We start from the raw sequence: 16,633 nt of genomic DNA, 5'->3' as shown, positions 1-16,633 counted from the left end.
AAACTGAATAAAAATTTAAATATCATTCCTAATTTTACCACCGCAAACCAAGCTTTTATATTTTATTGAATTCAAGAACACCGAAACTGTTATGAGTAAGAATCTGGTTATTGTCGAGTCACCCGCAAAAGCAAAGACAATTGAAAAATATTTAGGGAAAGATTTTGTTGTAATGTCAAGTTATGGGCATGTAAGAGACTTAGCAAAAGGTGATGGGTCGATTGATATCGAGAATGGATTCGAACCGAAGTATATTGTTTCTCCAGATAAGAAAAAAGTAATAACGGAACTAAAGAAAATGGTTAAATCTGTGGAAACGGTTTGGCTAGCGTCCGATGAAGACCGGGAAGGAGAGGCTATTTCATGGCATTTAAAAGAAGCTCTTGGTCTAGAAAAAAAGGGTTACAAGCGAATTACTTTTAATGAGATTACTAAAAATGCGGTTTTGAACGCAATTGAAAATCCTCGCGAAATTGATGTTGATTTGGTGAACGCACAACAAGCAAGACGTGTGTTAGATCGATTGGTAGGTTTTGAATTGTCTCCAGTTTTATGGCGAAAAGTGAAGCCCTCACTTTCAGCTGGTCGAGTTCAATCCGTTGCAGTTCGTCTAGTGGTTGAAAGAGAGCAAGAAATTGAAAAGTTTAAATCAGAAAGTTTTTACCGAACGGATGCAGAGTTTCTAGTGGATAAATCTCCACTTAAAGCAAAATTGAATGCCCAATTTCAAACGATAGAAGAAGCCAAAAACTTTGTTGAGGATTGTGATGGTTATTCATTTAAGGTAAACAGTATTACCAAAAAACCGGCTAAAAAGAATCCTGCCGCTCCTTTTACAACTTCAACTTTGCAACAGGAGGCTAGTTTAAAATTGGGGTTTTCAGTATCAAGAACAATGTCGGTAGCTCAGAGGTTATATGAAGCCGGACATATTACTTACATGAGAACGGATTCAGTGAATTTATCTGAAACTGCTATAGAAGGAGCTAAGAAAGAGATTCAATCAGCATATGGTAATGAGTATTTTAAATTTAGACAGTTTAAAAATAAATCAAATTCTGCTCAAGAAGCGCACGAGGCAATTAGGCCTACTGATTTTAGCTTGCATGAAGTAAATGCAGATTCAGATGAAGCGCGACTGTATCAATTAATTTGGAAACGTTCAATTGCTTCGCAAATGGCAGAAGCGAAATTGGAACGAACGGCGATTAAAATAGATGCTCCGCAAGGAAAAGAATTTTCAGCAAATGGTGAAATTGTACTGTTTGATGGTTTTCTAAAAGTTTATTTAGAATCAAAAATAGATGAAGAAGAAGATGAAATGGAAGGGCTTTTACCGCCAATGTCAGAAGGAGATGTATTAGTGCGGAAATTAATAAGTTCCACAGAACGTTTTTCTCGTCCACCAGCACGTTATGTTGAGGCAAGTTTGGTTAAAAAATTGGAAGAGCTAGGCATTGGACGACCATCTACTTATGCCCCTACAATTTCTACAATTCAGAAAAGAGGGTATGTTGAGCGTGGAGAACGTGAAGGAACAGAAAGAAAATATCGCGTAGTAGAACTCGGTAAAAATGGTGTTAAGGAGCTGAATAAAAAAGAAAAAACGGGTAGTGATAAGGGTAAATTGGTGCCAACAGACATTGGTCGGGTTGTGACAGAGTTCTTAATGGAACATTTTGATCAAGTGATGAACTATAACTTTACCGCAAGTGTCGAAAAGGAATTTGATGATATTGCTAACGGTCTAGTTCAATGGACTAAAATGATTTCAGAATTTTATGGGCCTTTTCATGATAAAGTTGAAGATACTATCGAGAATTCAGAAAGGGCATCAGGAGAAAGGTTGTTAGGACTTGATCCCAAGTCTGGAAAGAATGTTTATGCAAGAATTGGTCGCTTTGGTCCAATGGTTCAAATAGGAGAGTCGGATGATGAGGAAAAGCCAAAATTTGCTTCGTTGCAAAAAGATCAATCCATCCAAACTATTTCTCTAGAAGAAGCAATGGAGTTGTTTAAGTTTCCAAAAGTTATTGGTGAGTACGAAGGTCAAGATGTGAAAATTAACAAAGGTCGATTCGGTCCTTATGTTCAGTTGCAAAAATTGTTTGTTTCGATTAAAGAGGCGAATGGTGATACGCTTGAAAATATGACGATTGATAGAGCCATAGAATTAATTGAGCAGAAAAGGGAAGAAGACAGAAATAAGTTGATAAAAACATTTCCGGAGGATGAAACGATGCAGCTGTTAAACGGAAGATATGGGGCGTACCTTAAAATTGGTAAGAAAAATTTTAAATTACCAAAAGACGTTGAGCCAGCACAGTTGTCTTACGAAGAGTGCATAGAAATTTCAAAAAATCAACCAAAACCACGTCGTAAAACAAAAAAGAAGTAAATTCACAATCAATTTAAACGAATAGATTGTGCCAATGAAAGATTTGGGGATTTACTTTAACAATTCAGACCAAAGAGAAATAGTTTTTAAAGATGGACAGTTGGGCCATCAAATCATAGATTGTAAAACTGCAGGATTTGAATCAATAGCGTCCAAAAGTATCGCTATTATCACTGTGCCTGAATATAGAAACTCGGATTTAAATCAAGAAAACACCCAGTGGATTGATGGGTTTAAAAACTCATTCTATCAACTTTATCCGGGACATTGGCATGTTCCTATTTATGATTTGGGGGTTATTAAACCAGGTCAATCTGTACAAGATACATATGTTGCTTTAAAGGATGTTGTAACCGAGCTGGTCAAACATGAGGTTTTTCCAATTGTTGTCGGTGGAAGTCAAGATTTAAACTATGCGGTTTATCAGGCTTATGAAAAATTGGAGCAAACGATTAATTTGATTGCTGTAGACGCCGCACTCGATTTAGGAGATCCAGATGAAGGGATTTACGCTGATAGTTGGATCAATAAAATTGTTCTTCATAAACCAAATTATCTATTCAATTTTTCATTGTTAGGATATCAATCTTACCTCGTGAACACAAAAGAACTCGATCTCTTAGAAGAATTGTATTTCGATGCTTATCGTTTGGGTGAATTTTATACCAATGAGAAAATGGTTGAACCACTCCTTCGAAATGCTGATATCTTAAGTTTTGATATGAATGCAATTCGCTCTTCTGATTATAAAAGTAATAGTAGTCATCTTCCTAACGGTTTCTATGGTGAAGATGCATGCCGCATTTTAAGGTATGCAGGTTTAAGTGATAAATTAACCAGTCTAGGTTTGTTTAATTTTAGTCCAAACGATCAGAATTATAACAGCGACATTAATTTAATGTCACAAATGTTGTGGTATTTCATAGAGGGTTATAACTTGAGAAAAGAGGATTACCCAATAGGTTCTAAATCAGCATATTTAAAATATCGTGTGAATATAGATGATTTTCGTGATGAGATTATTTTTTACAAAAGCAACAAAAGTAATCGTTGGTGGCTCGAAGTTCCTTACCCCAAATTAGAAGGAATGAAGTTGCAAAGACACCTGCTTGTTCCTTGTAATTACGAGGATTATGAGAACGCCTTAAAGAATGAACTACCTAATCTGTGGTTAAGAACTTATAAAAAATTGGTGTAATATATTTAGAGTGTTAAATAATTTTAAAATACTTTGTGAAAAAAATCTAATTTTCAATAATTTTTATTTATTTTAGCCACTTGTTGGAGTGTTCCGGCATTAAATGGTATAGAAAAAACTAATTTATGAAGAGAGTTTTATCTTTTGTATTGTGTTGCTTGTCAGTAGGTTTTGCTTACGGTCAGCAGGATAAACAATTTACACATTACATGTTCGATCGCATGTCGTATAATCCTGCTACAACAGGTACGCGAGGATATTGCGGAACGTTGATTTACAGAAATCAGTGGGATCGAGTACAAGACGCGCCGAATACAACCTTGTTCAATGCTCAAGGGAATTTGCAGCAAGTGCAGTTGGGGCCAGGTGCGATAGGTGTAGGTTTGTCTTTCATGAATGATGCTATTGGGTTTTCTAGAAGCAATAACTTAACAGTGAATGGAGCTTATCATTATCCAACTGATTATGGAACATTAAGTGGTGGTGTTGGATTAGGCTTAATTAATGTTGGTTTTAGTCCGAATTGGGTTCCTCCTCAGACCCCTGCAGATGCGGATCCAGCAATTAGTTCTATTAATAACCAAGTTGCAGCAACAGGATTTGATATGAACTTCGGTTTGTTTTGGTACGGAAAAAACTTGCCGTATTATGTGGGTTTATCAACTACTCACTTAGCGCCTGCTGATTTATCTAAAGTAAGTTTTAGCGTCGCTCGTCATTACTATGTTTTGGCTGGTTATACTGTGGATATGCAGGAGTTGATTGGTACAAGAAATCAGTTTGATTTAAAACCAAGTGTGTTGTTAAAAGCCGATGGAGCTTCAATGGTTTTTGATGTAAACGTATTGGCTAATTATTGGATGAATAACGCTTCTTATTTCTGGGGTGGAGCAACTTATCGTTATTCTGATGCAATTGCTTTAATGGTTGGATATGGTTTCTCGCCAAAAGCAAATGTTAATCAAGATATGTTGAAGTTTGGATACTCTTTTGATATCATGACTAACCCATTAAATACTTACGGTAAAGGAACACATGAGTTAATGTTGAATTATTGTATGTTCCCTCCAGAGCCGGTAGTGCCTAGACATGGTAACCCGTTTATTTTACAATAGTTCAAAAAAAAATGTAACCTAATTAAATTACTCTCGTTAATAGAAGACCTAACCCTTATTAAGTCCTGATAGTCGAAAGGTAAAGATTGGTAGAAAAAACAAAGGTAGCATGAAAAAATTAATGGTTTTTGTAGTTGGAATTACGCTCTTGTTTTCAAGTTGTAATTCGGGATCTGGGCACTTGCTCGGAGTGCAGGGAAGAAAAGTCTTTTTTCCAGAGATTCCTCTAGGAATGGTGTATATCCCTTCGGGATCTTACACTATGGGAAGTAGCGATGAAGATGTTCCATTCTTGCATCAGTCACGTTCGCACGTTGTGTCAATTCACGCAATGTATATGGATCAAACTGAGATTACGAATAATGAATATCGTGAGTTTGTATACTGGGTAAGAGATTCAATCTTTTTAGAAAAAGTATATGAGAATACCGATCCTACAGGAAGTAATGGTATTGATGAGGAGGTTATTGGAGACATGTTAAATCATCCAGATATTTACTATGATGAAGTAAATCTGGAATGGAAAGAATTCGACCCGTCAGAACCTTATATCAATAGAGAGTTATTCTCACTTTCATGGCGTGTTAAAGGAATCGATGATGAGCAAATCATTCCACTAATTTCAGACATGTATTTACGTCCTAATGAGCGTTTTTACAAAAGAAGAGAGATAGATACACGAAAATTGAAGTTTAGATATTATTGGATTGATCTACAGGAAGCTGCCCGTAAAGGTCGTCCAAATATCGTTCGAAATGGTTATACGCCGGCAGGTAACTTAACTAATCCATCTTTAGATCCTCAGCATAGAGCATTAAAGAATCCTGAACACCCGTTCACTGGTGAGCCTGTAGGACAGGATTTAGACTTAGGATACTTCAATAAAAAAGGTCAAAACAATGCTTTACGTTCACATGAAGATCGAAGTCGTTTTATTATTGATGAAGTGATTAATGTTTATCCAGATACACTTTGCTGGGTAAGAGATTTTACTTATTCATTTAACGATCCAATGACGAATATGTATTTCTGGCATCCAGCTTATGACAATTACCCTGTGGTAGGTGTAACTTGGGTGCAAGCAAAAGCATTCGCGATTTGGAGAACGCAAAAGTTGAACAGCTGGTTACACAATGTCGGTTCACTATGGGTACAAGATTTTAGATTGCCAAACGAAGGGGAGTGGGAATACGCTGCTCGAGGAAATCTAAAACATAGCCCTTATCCTTGGGGAGGTCCTTATATCAGAAACTCAGGTGGATGTATGTTAGGGAACTTTAAACCCATGCGAGGTAGATATTTTGACGATGGTGGTTTTTATACGGTAAAAGCTTATTCTTACAATCCTAATGGATATGGTCTTTATTGTATGGCTGGAAATGTAGCTGAATGGACAGAGACTGCATTTGACGAATCAGTCTATGAGTTTACACATGATTTAAGTCCGGAATATAGATACCACGCTATGGATTGGGATCCACCTTCAATGAAACGAAAAGTTATACGAGGAGGATCTTGGAAAGATATCGGGTATTATCTGCAAACAGGAACAAGAACTTACGAGTATCAAGATACAGCTAAGTCTTATGTAGGTTTCAGATGTGTACAAACACACATTGGACGAGGCGGTGATCCATTCGAAAATGAAGGTGGCGAAGAGCTACGTTCGGATATCGAATTACAGTAAGCAATCAAATAAATAACCAAATAAATAAATGTTAAACTAAAAGCAAGGAAACTATGAGACCAGGAACTAAAAAATGGAAATTATTTATGGCGAAGTTGTACGGTATTGGTGCAGCAGTAGTAATCGTCGGAGCCCTTTTTAAAATTATGCACTGGCCAGGTGCAGGACCAATGCTAGTTGTAGGTCTAGGAACAGAGGCAATAATTTTCGTTTTCTCAGCATTCGAACCATTACACGAAGATCCAAAGTGGGAGTTGGTATATCCAGAACTAGCTTTGGCACATGATGAAGATTTTGATTTACATGCTTACTTAGATGAGAAAGGTGAATCAGGATTAGTCCACGGCGGTGGCGGCGGTGGCGGTGGCGGCACCGTGACTGGAATTACAGAAAAATTTGATGACCTTCTACAAGAAGCTAAAATTGATGCAGATTTATTGAATCGTTTAGGAGATGGTATTAGAACATTAAGCGATAACGCTGAAGGTTTAAAAGCTGTTTCTGGAGCTGCTGCAGCAACAGATAATTATGTTTCTAGTTTGGAGTCTGCTTCTGAACAAGTAAAAGGATTATCTCAAACCTACGAAAGAGCATCAGAGTCTATCTTAGGATTAACAAATACTGCTGATGAAGGTGCTTCTTTTGGAGAGCAAATGGCGAAAGTATCGACTAATTTGGCTGCATTAAATAATGTATATGAATTGCAGTTAAAAGGTTCAAGTGCACACTTAGAAACTACTGAGAAATTCCAAAGTCAGGTGTCTGAAATGATGTCTAACTTAAGTGATTCAGTTGAAGATACGAAATTGTACAAAGAGAATATGGCAATGTTATCTAAAAACTTGACTGATTTGAACCAAGTTTACGGTAATATGCTAAAAGCTATGAGTATATCTAGAGATTAGTTTTCATTTCCATAATGCAAAATTAATTAATGTTAAATCAAAAAAATAGATAAATCATGGCAGGAGGAAAAGAAACCCCTAGACAAAAGATGATCGGTATGATGTACCTCGTACTGACTGCCCTTCTAGCACTGAACGTTTCTAAAGAGGTGATCGCTGCATTCGTAACGATCAACGATAAATTAGATAGAAGTGCACAGATTATTAATAACAATAATCAATCGAACTATTCTTCTTTTGACAAAAAAATCACAACTGTTAAAGCACAGGGTGGTGATGTTAAAACAGTACAAGTATGGCAAGAAAGAGCTTATGAAGTTCAAAAGCTAACTACAGAAGTAGTAAGTTACCTTTTAGGTGAAGCGAATGAAATGATTAAGATTTCTGAAGGTGCGGACTGGGTAGAAGAAAAAGATGAAGAGGGAAATATAACTAAATTAAAACCTTTGAGTGATATTACGGGAATGGATAATTATGACATTCCAACAAACCTATTTATAGGTGGTAACCCGGATAAACCAGCGCAAAGAGGTTTAGATATTCGATTAAAAGTAATTGAATATCGTAATGCAGTGGCTAAAATTATGGCGACATATAAAACTCCAAAAGGAGATTATACGTTTGATGCGCCAGAAGATTTGGCTAATTTAGATGAAGCCTTATTGACTGCTAATCCACAGGATACAGCTCAAATTAAAGCTTTCATGCGTTCATTAGATTTACCAGAGGAAATCACACAAAAGATTCATGGTGAAGAGGAAACGCACAAATGGCCAGCAGTGATGTTTGATCATGCACCAATTGTTGCGGCAGCAGCGATGCTTACAGCGCTTAAATTGGATGTAAAGAACTCTGAGTCAATGGCAACTGAATTTTTGTTGAGTAAAGTTGATGTTCAAGAATTTGATTTTAATAAAATTGAACCACTTGCATTTGCTAGCACTGGTTATATAAACCAAGGTGACTCATTAAATTTAAGAGTTATGATTGCGGCTTATGATTCAACTGAAACTCCTGATGTGAAATGGGGTCAAGATGCAGATACGTCAAATCAAGATGGTTGGAAACCAGCAACAAATGCTGATGGTTCTATTAGCTTAATTGGTGAGAAACCTGGATTACACAAAGTGAAAGGTGTAATTTATGTAAAACAACGTGGTGTTAAAGTCCCTAAACCGTGGGAATTTGACTATACAGTTGGACAACCAATGGGTGTTGTAGCTTTACCTGAAATGCGTGTTCTTTACCGTGGTTACAACAATATAGTCGAAGGTACAGCTTCAGGTTTTCCTGCAGATCGTGTAACCTTATCGGGTAGCGGTTGTTCTATAAGTAAAAGCGGTAACCAATATATCGCGAAAGTTGGTGCTGGTGTTAGAGAAGCGACAATTAGCGTAAATGGTAAGAAAGATGATGGAGGTTCGGTAAACTTAGGATCGTTTAAATTTAAAGTTAAAGCGTTACCTACACCGGCTCTATATTTAGGAGGAATTAGTAATGGTGCAAATCCAGGTTTATCAAGTGTTAGAGCACAAGGTAGATTAAGTTGTCGATACGATGAAAGTGTACCGTTAACTGGGGTAACCTTTACAATTGTTAGTGGTACTGTTAGTGTTGACGGAATTATGAGAAAAGGTAAAATTACGAGAGGTGGTAACCTAGATGCGAATGCTAAACAAATTTTAGCTCAATCGTCTGGTAAGCAAGTTACAATTATGGTAAATTACAAAGGGCCAGATAATGTAACTAAACGTACTTCATTAGTATTTACCACACGATAAATAAAAGTATAAATTAAAACCGTGGCAATGATTAATTTTTGAGTCACGGTTTTTATTGGAAATAATGGTGTAATATAAACTGTAAGGTGATGAAAAGATTATTTTTTTCTTTAGTGATGTTAGGTGTAGGGGTTGGATTTGCTCAAGATATTAGAGGGCCAATTGCTAGTCCTGCAAAAGGTGTTTTGGATGGAGTTTACATTAAAGAACACGTCCCTACCAAGAAAGTTGTTCCTTATGAGTATGTTCGTGAGGCAGATGTGACTTGGAGTAAAAGGGTTTGGAGCGTTATTGATTTACGCGAAAAATTTAATCACCCACTTTACTACCCAATGGATGAGCTTCAATTGGGTATGTGGCAAAAGAATACCACAAGATGGAGTTTATGGACAATTATTAGACATCATGTGATGTCAGGTGATTTGACAATGTATTCACCTTTTAATCCGGATTGGGAAAGCTGGAAGGATGGTGATATGTTTAAATATCCTATCGAACCAACAACACCTTCTGGAAATTATTTCAATGATAAGGAGTTCCGTGAAAAAATGTTCATCTACATCGGTACGGAAAATATTGATCCAGAAGCTTTACCATTAAAAAGCTGGTTGTATCCAGAGGAAGATAGTGTTGTCATTGACCCTGCAACAGGTGATTATGTAGCTGTTTATCCTCCTAACGATACTTCATGGTTTACTTCTAAGGATATTGTGCAGTACAGAATCAAAGAAGATTGGTTTTTTGATAAAGAAAGATCTGTACTCGATCGAAGAATAATTGGTATTGCCCCAGTAATTTATCGGAAAGATAGAAACGGTAATATAGATGGTTTCAGAGAGCTTTTCTGGTTATATTTCCCACAATGTAGATATGTATTCCAAAATTTCTTTGTTCAAAGTCGAAATAACGATGCTCAAAGAATGTCATTTGATGATTTGTTTTGGAAGCGAATGTTCCATTCTTATGTCGTAAAAGAATCTAATTTGTACGACAGAGATGTGGAGAGCTACAAAGCAGGTGTGGATGCACTACTGGAGTCAGAAAGAATAAAGGAGAAAATATTTAATTTCGAACACGATCTCTGGAGTTATTAGAGAAACTATAAATCATATAAAGGTCAACCAGAACGGTTGACCTTTTTTTGTAACCAATTCTATGGTTTGGTATTTTATTTATAAACAATGATTAATAAAACCTCAAACCATGAAAAAATTAATTCTATTCTTAGGGCTTTTGCCGTTCCTTTCAGAAGCACAATTCGTGCGAGGCCCTATTTACATTAATAACGGTGTATTGGATGGTGTTTATATCGATGAACACATTCCAACGAAAAAAGTTATCCCACATGAGTATGTTAGAGCAGCTGATGTTACTTGGAGTAAAAGAATGTGGAGTTCGATAGACTTAAGGCAAAAAATAAATCACTCCCTGTATTATCCATTAGATAAAGTTGATTATGCTGGTTGGAATAGGTATACAAGCATTTGGAGTCTTTGGACAATTATACGTCATCATGTCTTAGCGGGAGATCTTACTTTATATTCACCTTTTAATCCTAATTGGGAAAGTTGGAAAGATGGTGATTCGTTTAAATATCCAATATATCCTACCACTCCGGATGGTACCTTTTATTCTGATGAAAGTTTTAAAGAATCAATATTCCTATATTTAGGTAATGAAATAGTAGATCCAGAAGCTATTCCCCTTACTTCGATGCTTGACCCAACAATTGATAGCATGATTCAATTAGACGATGGTTCATGGAAAGTGATTTATCCGCCCAATGACACATCTTGGTTTAACTCTCAAGATATAATAAGCTACACTTTAAAGGAAGATTGGTATTTCGACAAAGAAAAGTCAATGGTGGAGAAAAGAATTATCGGTATTGCACCAGTAGTATATCAAAAAGATGTAAATGGTAATATAACGGGTACAAGGGAGTTATTTTGGTTGTATTTTCCTCAATGTAGGTACATTTTTCAAAATTATTTCGTTGCGAATAGCAAGAACGATGCACAACGGATGTCTCTCGATGATCTGTTCATGAAACGGATGTTTCATTCTTACGCGATTAAGGAATCTAATATTTATAATAGGCAAGTTGACGAATATAAAGCGGGAGTAGATGCCCTTATTGAGGCCGGTCGAATTAAAAGTGAAATTTCTAGATTTGAACACGATTTATGGGCTTATTAAAGATGCGATAAAGCTATTGTTAAAAGAGATACTGAAAAGGTGTCTCTTTTTTTGTTACTATTCACAACATTCTGAATTGATTGATTAAGAACCAACAATAGTGTTGACTTAATTAATCTCAAAAAATTATGGCAGGAGGAAAGGAAACTTCAAGGCAAAAAATGATCGGAATGATGTACCTTGTCTTAACAGCTTTACTAGCATTAAATGTAACCAAAGAAGTGGTGAATGCATTTGTGACAATAAACGATAAATTGGATGGTAGCGCGACTATTATCAACAATAAGATTCAAGAGGACTATTCTTCGTTTGACTTAAAACGAATGTCAATTGAAGCGAAAAAGGGAGATATTTCATTCTTTCAAATTTGGCAGGATAAGTCGAAGATTGTTGAAAGTAAAACAAATAATCTCATTAACTACTTACTGACTGAGTGCAATGAAATGATAAAAACGGCAGAAGGGGAAGATTGGATTATACGACCTGAAGGAAAAAAGTCCAATGATCAGGTTACCTTGAAGCCTTTAAAGGATATCCTGATAAAAGACAATTATGATGTCCCAACTCAACTATTTATAGGATCAGATCCTTTGAACCCTAAAGAAAGGGGGCGTTTGATTAGAGATAAGATTCATAATTACCGGGACACTATCGCCTCAATCATGGCTAACTACAGTGAGAACGGAAAACAATACAGATTTGATCCACCTAAAAACTACACTGATCTATCTAAATCTCTTCAATCATCTAACCCAATTGATACTGCGAAAATTGCACATTTTTATAGGAGTTTAACAATTCCAGATAAATTATATGATGTGGGTGAAGAACGTGAAATGCCTTGGGTGTCAGCAACTTTTAACCATGCGCCTTTAGTTGCGGCAGCAGCCATGTTCACCAGTTTAAAAGTTGATGTTAAAAATGGAGAAGCACTAGCGGTTGAATATTTATTAAATAAGATAAAAGAGCCTATATATGTAATCAATAAAATAGAACCAATGGCCGTTGCTCCAAGTGGTTATATTAATCAGGGTGATTCAATGGACTTAAAAGTGCTCATCGCAGCCTATGATTCTAATCAAGTGTATACATTAAAATGGGGCATGGATGAAGATACGTTACCAGAGAACTGGCAAACAGCAAGTGGAAAAATTAATCTATCCGGGGCGGCTCCAGGAATTCATAGAGTAAAAGGCGCAATTGGTGTAAAAGAACGTAATCAGACTATATGGAAACCTTGGAGTTTTGATTATACAGTTGGTCAGCCAATGGGAGTGATTTCACAACCAAATCTTAGGTTATTATATCGTGGGTATGAGAATGAAATTGAAGCGGCAGCATCAGGATTTTCTCAAGATAAAATCTCAATATCAGCTAGTAGTGGTTGTCAGATTATCAAGCGGAATGGTAAGTTCTTTGTTAAGGTTGGCGCAGGGATTCGTCAAGCTACAATAAGTGTTAAAGGAGAAAAGAAAGATGGTTCAATCGTGACAATCGCAACTAATTCTTTTGATGTAAGGCCATTACCACGACCGGAAATATTTTTAGGAGGAATTTCTAATGGTCAACGTCCTGGGTGTTCTAGTGTTGGTGTTCAAAATAGAATTGTTCTTAAATACGATCCAGGGGTACCTATTGCAGGCGTCGTATTTGATATTATAGATGGAAAAGTCGAAGTTGAAGGGATGTATAGGAAAGGAAAAGTCTTAAATGGCGGGCGCTTAGATGAGGATGCCTTACAAATTCTTAGACAATCTTGTGGTAAACGAGTGACCATAACCTGTAAATATAAAGACCCGTCTCGCGTTACAAAAAATGCTTCACCACTCGTGTTCAATGTGCGATAAATAAAATTAGACCAGGAGACCCGAATTACGTTAAGAGCAAATTTGCCAACGTTAATTCGGGTTAATCTTTTACCTTTGCAGCTTCAATTTATTTTATCATGGTCAGATTAGGAGGATTATCGTATCATTTGCCGCAAGGATTTTTATACAAAGACATTTCATTATTTATTGATCGCGGCGATAAAATTGGTCTTACTGGTAAAAATGGTGTCGGTAAATCAACATTATTGGGTTTGATTTCTAAACAAATTCAACCTTCTGAAGGAACTGTTATAATTGAAAAAGAGGTAAGAGTGGGGTACCTCACACAGGATATTGAAATTAGAAAGGACATCTCTGTCAGAACCTACATTGAAAATTCCAACCAAGAGATTACTCGGTTAAACGAGCGGCTAGACTTTGTGAACAATGAACTGACGACACGAACAGATTATGAATCTGAAGCGTATTTGAGTTTAGTTGAAGAAGTGACCGAAATTAATGATCGATTAATGGTACTTGATGCTCACTCTTTTGCTGAGAGAATTGAATTAGTACTAAAAGGTCTTGGCTTTAAACAAAAGGAATTTGATAATGAAATAGGAAGTTTTAGTGGAGGATGGCAAATGAGAGTTGAGTTAGCAAAGTTGCTTGTGAATGATCCTGAAGTTTTATTAATTGATGAACCGACCAATCACCTAGATATTGTGTCGATTCAGTGGTTGGAGAATTATTTGAAAAATTTTAAAGGTGGATTAGTCCTTATATCTCATGATAGACGATTTTTGGACAATGTAACCAATCGAACTGTCGAAATTGCCAATCAACGTTTGTATGATTATAAATGTAATTACTCGAAGTATCTAGTACTACATGCCGAAGAAATGGAACGAACTCTTCAGGCTAAAAAGAATCAAGATAAAGAAATCAAAAGAACAGAAGATCTAATAAATAAATACCGAGCAAAAGCGAATAAGGCTTCATTTGCTCAAAGTTTGATCAAAAAATTAGATAAAGTTGACCGAATTGAAATAGATACAATTGAACGTCGAGCTTTTAATTTACGATTTACTTTAGAAACTCCTTCAGGAAAAAGGGTGCTCGATTTAAATGGTTTAAACAAGTCTTTTGGAGACAAGAAAATCTTTGAAAATCTAGAAGTTGTACTCGGAAGAGGTGAAAAAATTGCTCTGTTAGGTCCAAATGGTGTCGGGAAATCAACTCTTATAAAATGTATCACTAATGAGACAAAATATGAGGGTGCAATTGAGTACGGTCATAATGTTTCAATTGGCTATTTTGCTCAAGATTCTGCCGAAAAATTAGATGGTGAAAAAACGGTTTTTAAAACGATTGATGATATTGCGAAAGGTGAAAAGCGTAAAGATATTCGCTCAATACTTGGCGCATTTTTATTTTCAGGAGAGGATTCCGAAAAGAAAGTAAAAGTTTTAAGTGGTGGGGAACGAACAAGATTAGCGATTTGTAAACTGCTTTTCCAAGAATTTAACTTTTTGATCATGGATGAGCCTACTAATCACCTCGATATTCAAAGTAAAGACATATTAAAAGAAGCTCTTAAAAATTATGAAGGTACCTTACTTTTAGTATCGCATGACCGTGAATTTTTAGACGGCTTAAGTAATAAAATTTGGGAAATTCAAAATGGTAGAATAAAGACGCACTATTTTGGAGTGAACGAGTTTTTAGAGCGCATCAACCAAGAAGAACTTCAAGCGCAAAAAAAATCAGCTGTAAAAGTCGCTGTGAAAGAAGTGAAAAAAGAAGAAACGTCTCAAAACCTTTCAAGAGAAGAACAGCAAAAACTAAAAAAGCTGAACAATAAAGTGAAGAAGTATGAAAGAAGTATTGAAGATCTTGAGCATAAAATTAAAAATCAATCTAAAGTAATTGAAGTCACGCCATACGAAGACACGCCTGAATATAAAAAAATGCTTAAAGAATTTGAAGAGCTAGAGAAAGAGCTCGAAGTAACTATGGCCAATTGGGAAAACGCTTTATTAGAGCTAGAAGATTATAAGTCTTAGTTATACTTTTTTAAATTCACGTCTAAATCGTTGTAACGGTTTCTCAAAAAGCTTAAAGCTGATATCAGCGACAATTAGAGAGGCTATAAATCCACCAATTACAATTACAGTAACGATTAATATCGAATTGAGTTGATAATCTAACGATAATACTCCTAATACTATCAGAACACCAACAATCCCTTGGTAAACAATAAATCCATAACTTAATTTTCCCATGTGAGAAAGTATTTTCATGTTCTTAAACTGAATCACCGAATTTTTCCCAAAAGTTTGATCTACGATTAAAAAACAAAAGAATGGCGCAAGTAATAGGGGCGTAAATACCATAAAAATTGTGTTTGCACAAAGAATATAGGTGCCCAAAAACAATACTAATCCTGCAACATACACTACTGTGTTTGTACGTTTTGAAAGCTCTTTGATTTTATGAAAAATTGGGGTTTCATTTCGAACAATATTTGCGGTTAAAGAACCAAACCCCATCATTACGCCATATGAAAAGGTGTCTAAGAAAAAGGCTGATCCATTAAAAAAGTGTATGATTCTTGCAATAAGACCTATTACAATTAATGCACATGCTAACAGCACGAGTTGCTTCTTAAAAAATCGCAGCACAAGGCCCCAAACAATGAAAAATTGCACAAACATGTAAATCGAACTAATAATCAATATATACAATAAATGATCGCCGTTAAATTCAGCAAAATAGTTTGGAACTAGGAGTAAAAAAGGCTCAATAGAAGGGAATGTAAGGTTAGGCATTTTCAGATCTAGAACTTCAATAAGCCAGGGATGAACAAAATAGGCAAAAGATAAAGCAATAATGAGCACAATGGCTATTCTGAACACCCTACGAATAATGAAATTCCTAAAAGAAAATTTATCCAGGTATTTATATTCCCTAAGCGCATGAGACGTAATCAAAAAAGCCGAAATAAAGAAAAATAAATCTATACTGCCAAAAACCATGTTTTTTAAGATCATTACAGCATCATACAAAACACCTCGTTCAGGAGAATTAATTAAAAATAAGATACTAAAAAGGTAAACAGGAATAAAGGCCAACGCTTTAATCGCGTTAATATCCTTAAAATGTAGTCTTTTACTGCGGGGCATAAGTAGGTTTCGGTGGATAAACTAGTCGTCTATTCAAGCAAATATAAAAAAAATTGGTTGTCCGCAATCATACCACAACAAACTTTGCGATATAAATAAGGTTGATTTTTAAATAATTAAACCATTTTAAAAGGTGAATACAGACCGTTTAAAGTCGTAAAAAATGCTTACTGATTAAATATTTATGAAAACTAAGGGCGTTCCCCATAATTTTTTCGAACTTGAATAACAGATAGAAAATTATGGGGCGGGCTTTCTGCACTCGCTTCTATTCGGCCGTCTGAGACGGACAAACAGAGAGCTCAAACAATCGCGCCAATCCCTAACGCACAAGAAACAAGATTTAAACCTAATAAG

Annotated in this window: 11 protein-coding genes; 10 read left to right on the top strand and 1 reads right to left on the bottom strand. The window is 35.9% G+C overall.

Features of this window, described 5'->3' with window-relative positions; translation table 11 throughout:
• The first annotated feature begins 91 nt into the window (after positions 1-91).
• The 10 genes from topA (at position 92) to A8143_RS15610 (ending at position 15,157) form a co-directional block, all read left to right on the top strand.
• A complete protein-coding gene (topA, locus tag A8143_RS15655) occupies positions 92-2,398 on the top strand; it encodes a type I DNA topoisomerase (RefSeq protein WP_070138555.1) in 2,307 nt (768 codons plus the stop codon).
• A gap of 34 nt (positions 2,399-2,432) precedes the next feature.
• The gene (locus A8143_RS15650; RefSeq protein ID WP_070138554.1) at positions 2,433-3,596 is read left to right on the top strand and encodes a formimidoylglutamase; all 1,164 of its coding nucleotides are present in this window, start codon (positions 2,433-2,435) and stop codon (positions 3,594-3,596) included.
• Positions 3,597-3,721: 125 nt separating this feature from the next.
• Positions 3,722-4,711 carry a PorP/SprF family type IX secretion system membrane protein gene (locus A8143_RS15645; RefSeq protein WP_083261422.1) on the top strand — a complete coding sequence of 330 codons (990 nt, stop codon included), beginning with the start codon at positions 3,722-3,724 and terminating at the stop codon, positions 4,709-4,711.
• Positions 4,712-4,820: 109 nt separating this feature from the next.
• Positions 4,821-6,398, top strand: coding sequence for a T9SS ring complex lipoprotein PorK/GldK (gene porK, locus A8143_RS15640; RefSeq protein ID WP_070138552.1), 1,578 nt, complete (start codon positions 4,821-4,823; stop codon positions 6,396-6,398).
• Between the two features lie 53 nt (positions 6,399-6,451).
• The gene (porL, locus tag A8143_RS15635; RefSeq protein ID WP_070138551.1) at positions 6,452-7,303 is read left to right on the top strand and encodes a type IX secretion system motor protein PorL/GldL; all 852 of its coding nucleotides are present in this window, start codon (positions 6,452-6,454) and stop codon (positions 7,301-7,303) included.
• 56 nt (positions 7,304-7,359) lie between these two features.
• Complete coding sequence (porM, locus tag A8143_RS15630) at positions 7,360-9,084, top strand: type IX secretion system motor protein PorM/GldM (RefSeq protein WP_070138550.1); 1,725 nt, start codon at positions 7,360-7,362, stop codon at positions 9,082-9,084.
• 89 nt (positions 9,085-9,173) lie between these two features.
• Complete coding sequence (gene porN / locus A8143_RS15625) at positions 9,174-10,178, top strand: type IX secretion system ring subunit PorN/GldN (RefSeq protein ID WP_070138549.1); 1,005 nt, start codon at positions 9,174-9,176, stop codon at positions 10,176-10,178.
• Between the two features lie 109 nt (positions 10,179-10,287).
• Entirely contained in the window at positions 10,288-11,283 is a 996-nt protein-coding gene (porN, locus tag A8143_RS15620) for a type IX secretion system ring subunit PorN/GldN (protein WP_070138548.1), read from the top strand.
• Between the two features lie 128 nt (positions 11,284-11,411).
• Positions 11,412-13,130, top strand: coding sequence for a type IX secretion system motor protein PorM/GldM (gene porM, locus A8143_RS15615; protein ID WP_070138547.1), 1,719 nt, complete (start codon positions 11,412-11,414; stop codon positions 13,128-13,130).
• Between the two features lie 98 nt (positions 13,131-13,228).
• Entirely contained in the window at positions 13,229-15,157 is a 1,929-nt protein-coding gene (locus A8143_RS15610; protein WP_070138546.1) for an ABC-F family ATP-binding cassette domain-containing protein, read from the top strand.
• Here A8143_RS15610 and A8143_RS15605 read toward each other — a convergent pair whose 3' ends face one another.
• The gene (locus A8143_RS15605; RefSeq protein WP_070138545.1) at positions 15,158-16,276 is read right to left on the bottom strand and encodes an acyltransferase family protein; all 1,119 of its coding nucleotides are present in this window, start codon (positions 16,274-16,276) and stop codon (positions 15,158-15,160) included.
• Positions 16,277-16,633: the final 357 nt, after the last annotated feature.

This window comes from Crocinitomix algicola, from assembly GCF_001661595.2.
Lineage (GTDB): Bacteria > Bacteroidota > Bacteroidia > Flavobacteriales_D > Crocinitomicaceae > Crocinitomix > Crocinitomix algicola.
Note: the sequence above shows the minus strand (reverse complement) of the source record. Positions and strands in the feature narration are given on the sequence as shown.

Excerpts from the sequence above, each read along its gene's own strand:
- A8143_RS15650 (WP_070138554.1), top strand. The coding sequence starts at position 2,433 with ATGAAAGATTTGGGGATTTACTTTAACAATTCAGACCAAAGAGAAATA.
- porL (WP_070138551.1), top strand. The coding sequence starts at position 6,452 with ATGAGACCAGGAACTAAAAAATGGAAATTATTTATGGCGAAGTTGTAC.
- porM (WP_070138547.1), top strand. The coding sequence starts at position 11,412 with ATGGCAGGAGGAAAGGAAACTTCAAGGCAAAAAATGATCGGAATGATG.
- topA (WP_070138555.1), top strand. The coding sequence starts at position 92 with ATGAGTAAGAATCTGGTTATTGTCGAGTCACCCGCAAAAGCAAAGACA.
- porN (WP_070138548.1), top strand. The coding sequence starts at position 10,288 with ATGAAAAAATTAATTCTATTCTTAGGGCTTTTGCCGTTCCTTTCAGAA.
- A8143_RS15605 (WP_070138545.1), bottom strand. The coding sequence starts at position 16,276 with ATGCCCCGCAGTAAAAGACTACATTTTAAGGATATTAACGCGATTAAA.
- porK (WP_070138552.1), top strand. The coding sequence starts at position 4,821 with ATGAAAAAATTAATGGTTTTTGTAGTTGGAATTACGCTCTTGTTTTCA.
- porM (WP_070138550.1), top strand. The coding sequence starts at position 7,360 with ATGGCAGGAGGAAAAGAAACCCCTAGACAAAAGATGATCGGTATGATG.
- porN (WP_070138549.1), top strand. The coding sequence starts at position 9,174 with ATGAAAAGATTATTTTTTTCTTTAGTGATGTTAGGTGTAGGGGTTGGA.
- A8143_RS15645 (WP_083261422.1), top strand. The coding sequence starts at position 3,722 with ATGAAGAGAGTTTTATCTTTTGTATTGTGTTGCTTGTCAGTAGGTTTT.
- A8143_RS15610 (WP_070138546.1), top strand. The coding sequence starts at position 13,229 with ATGGTCAGATTAGGAGGATTATCGTATCATTTGCCGCAAGGATTTTTA.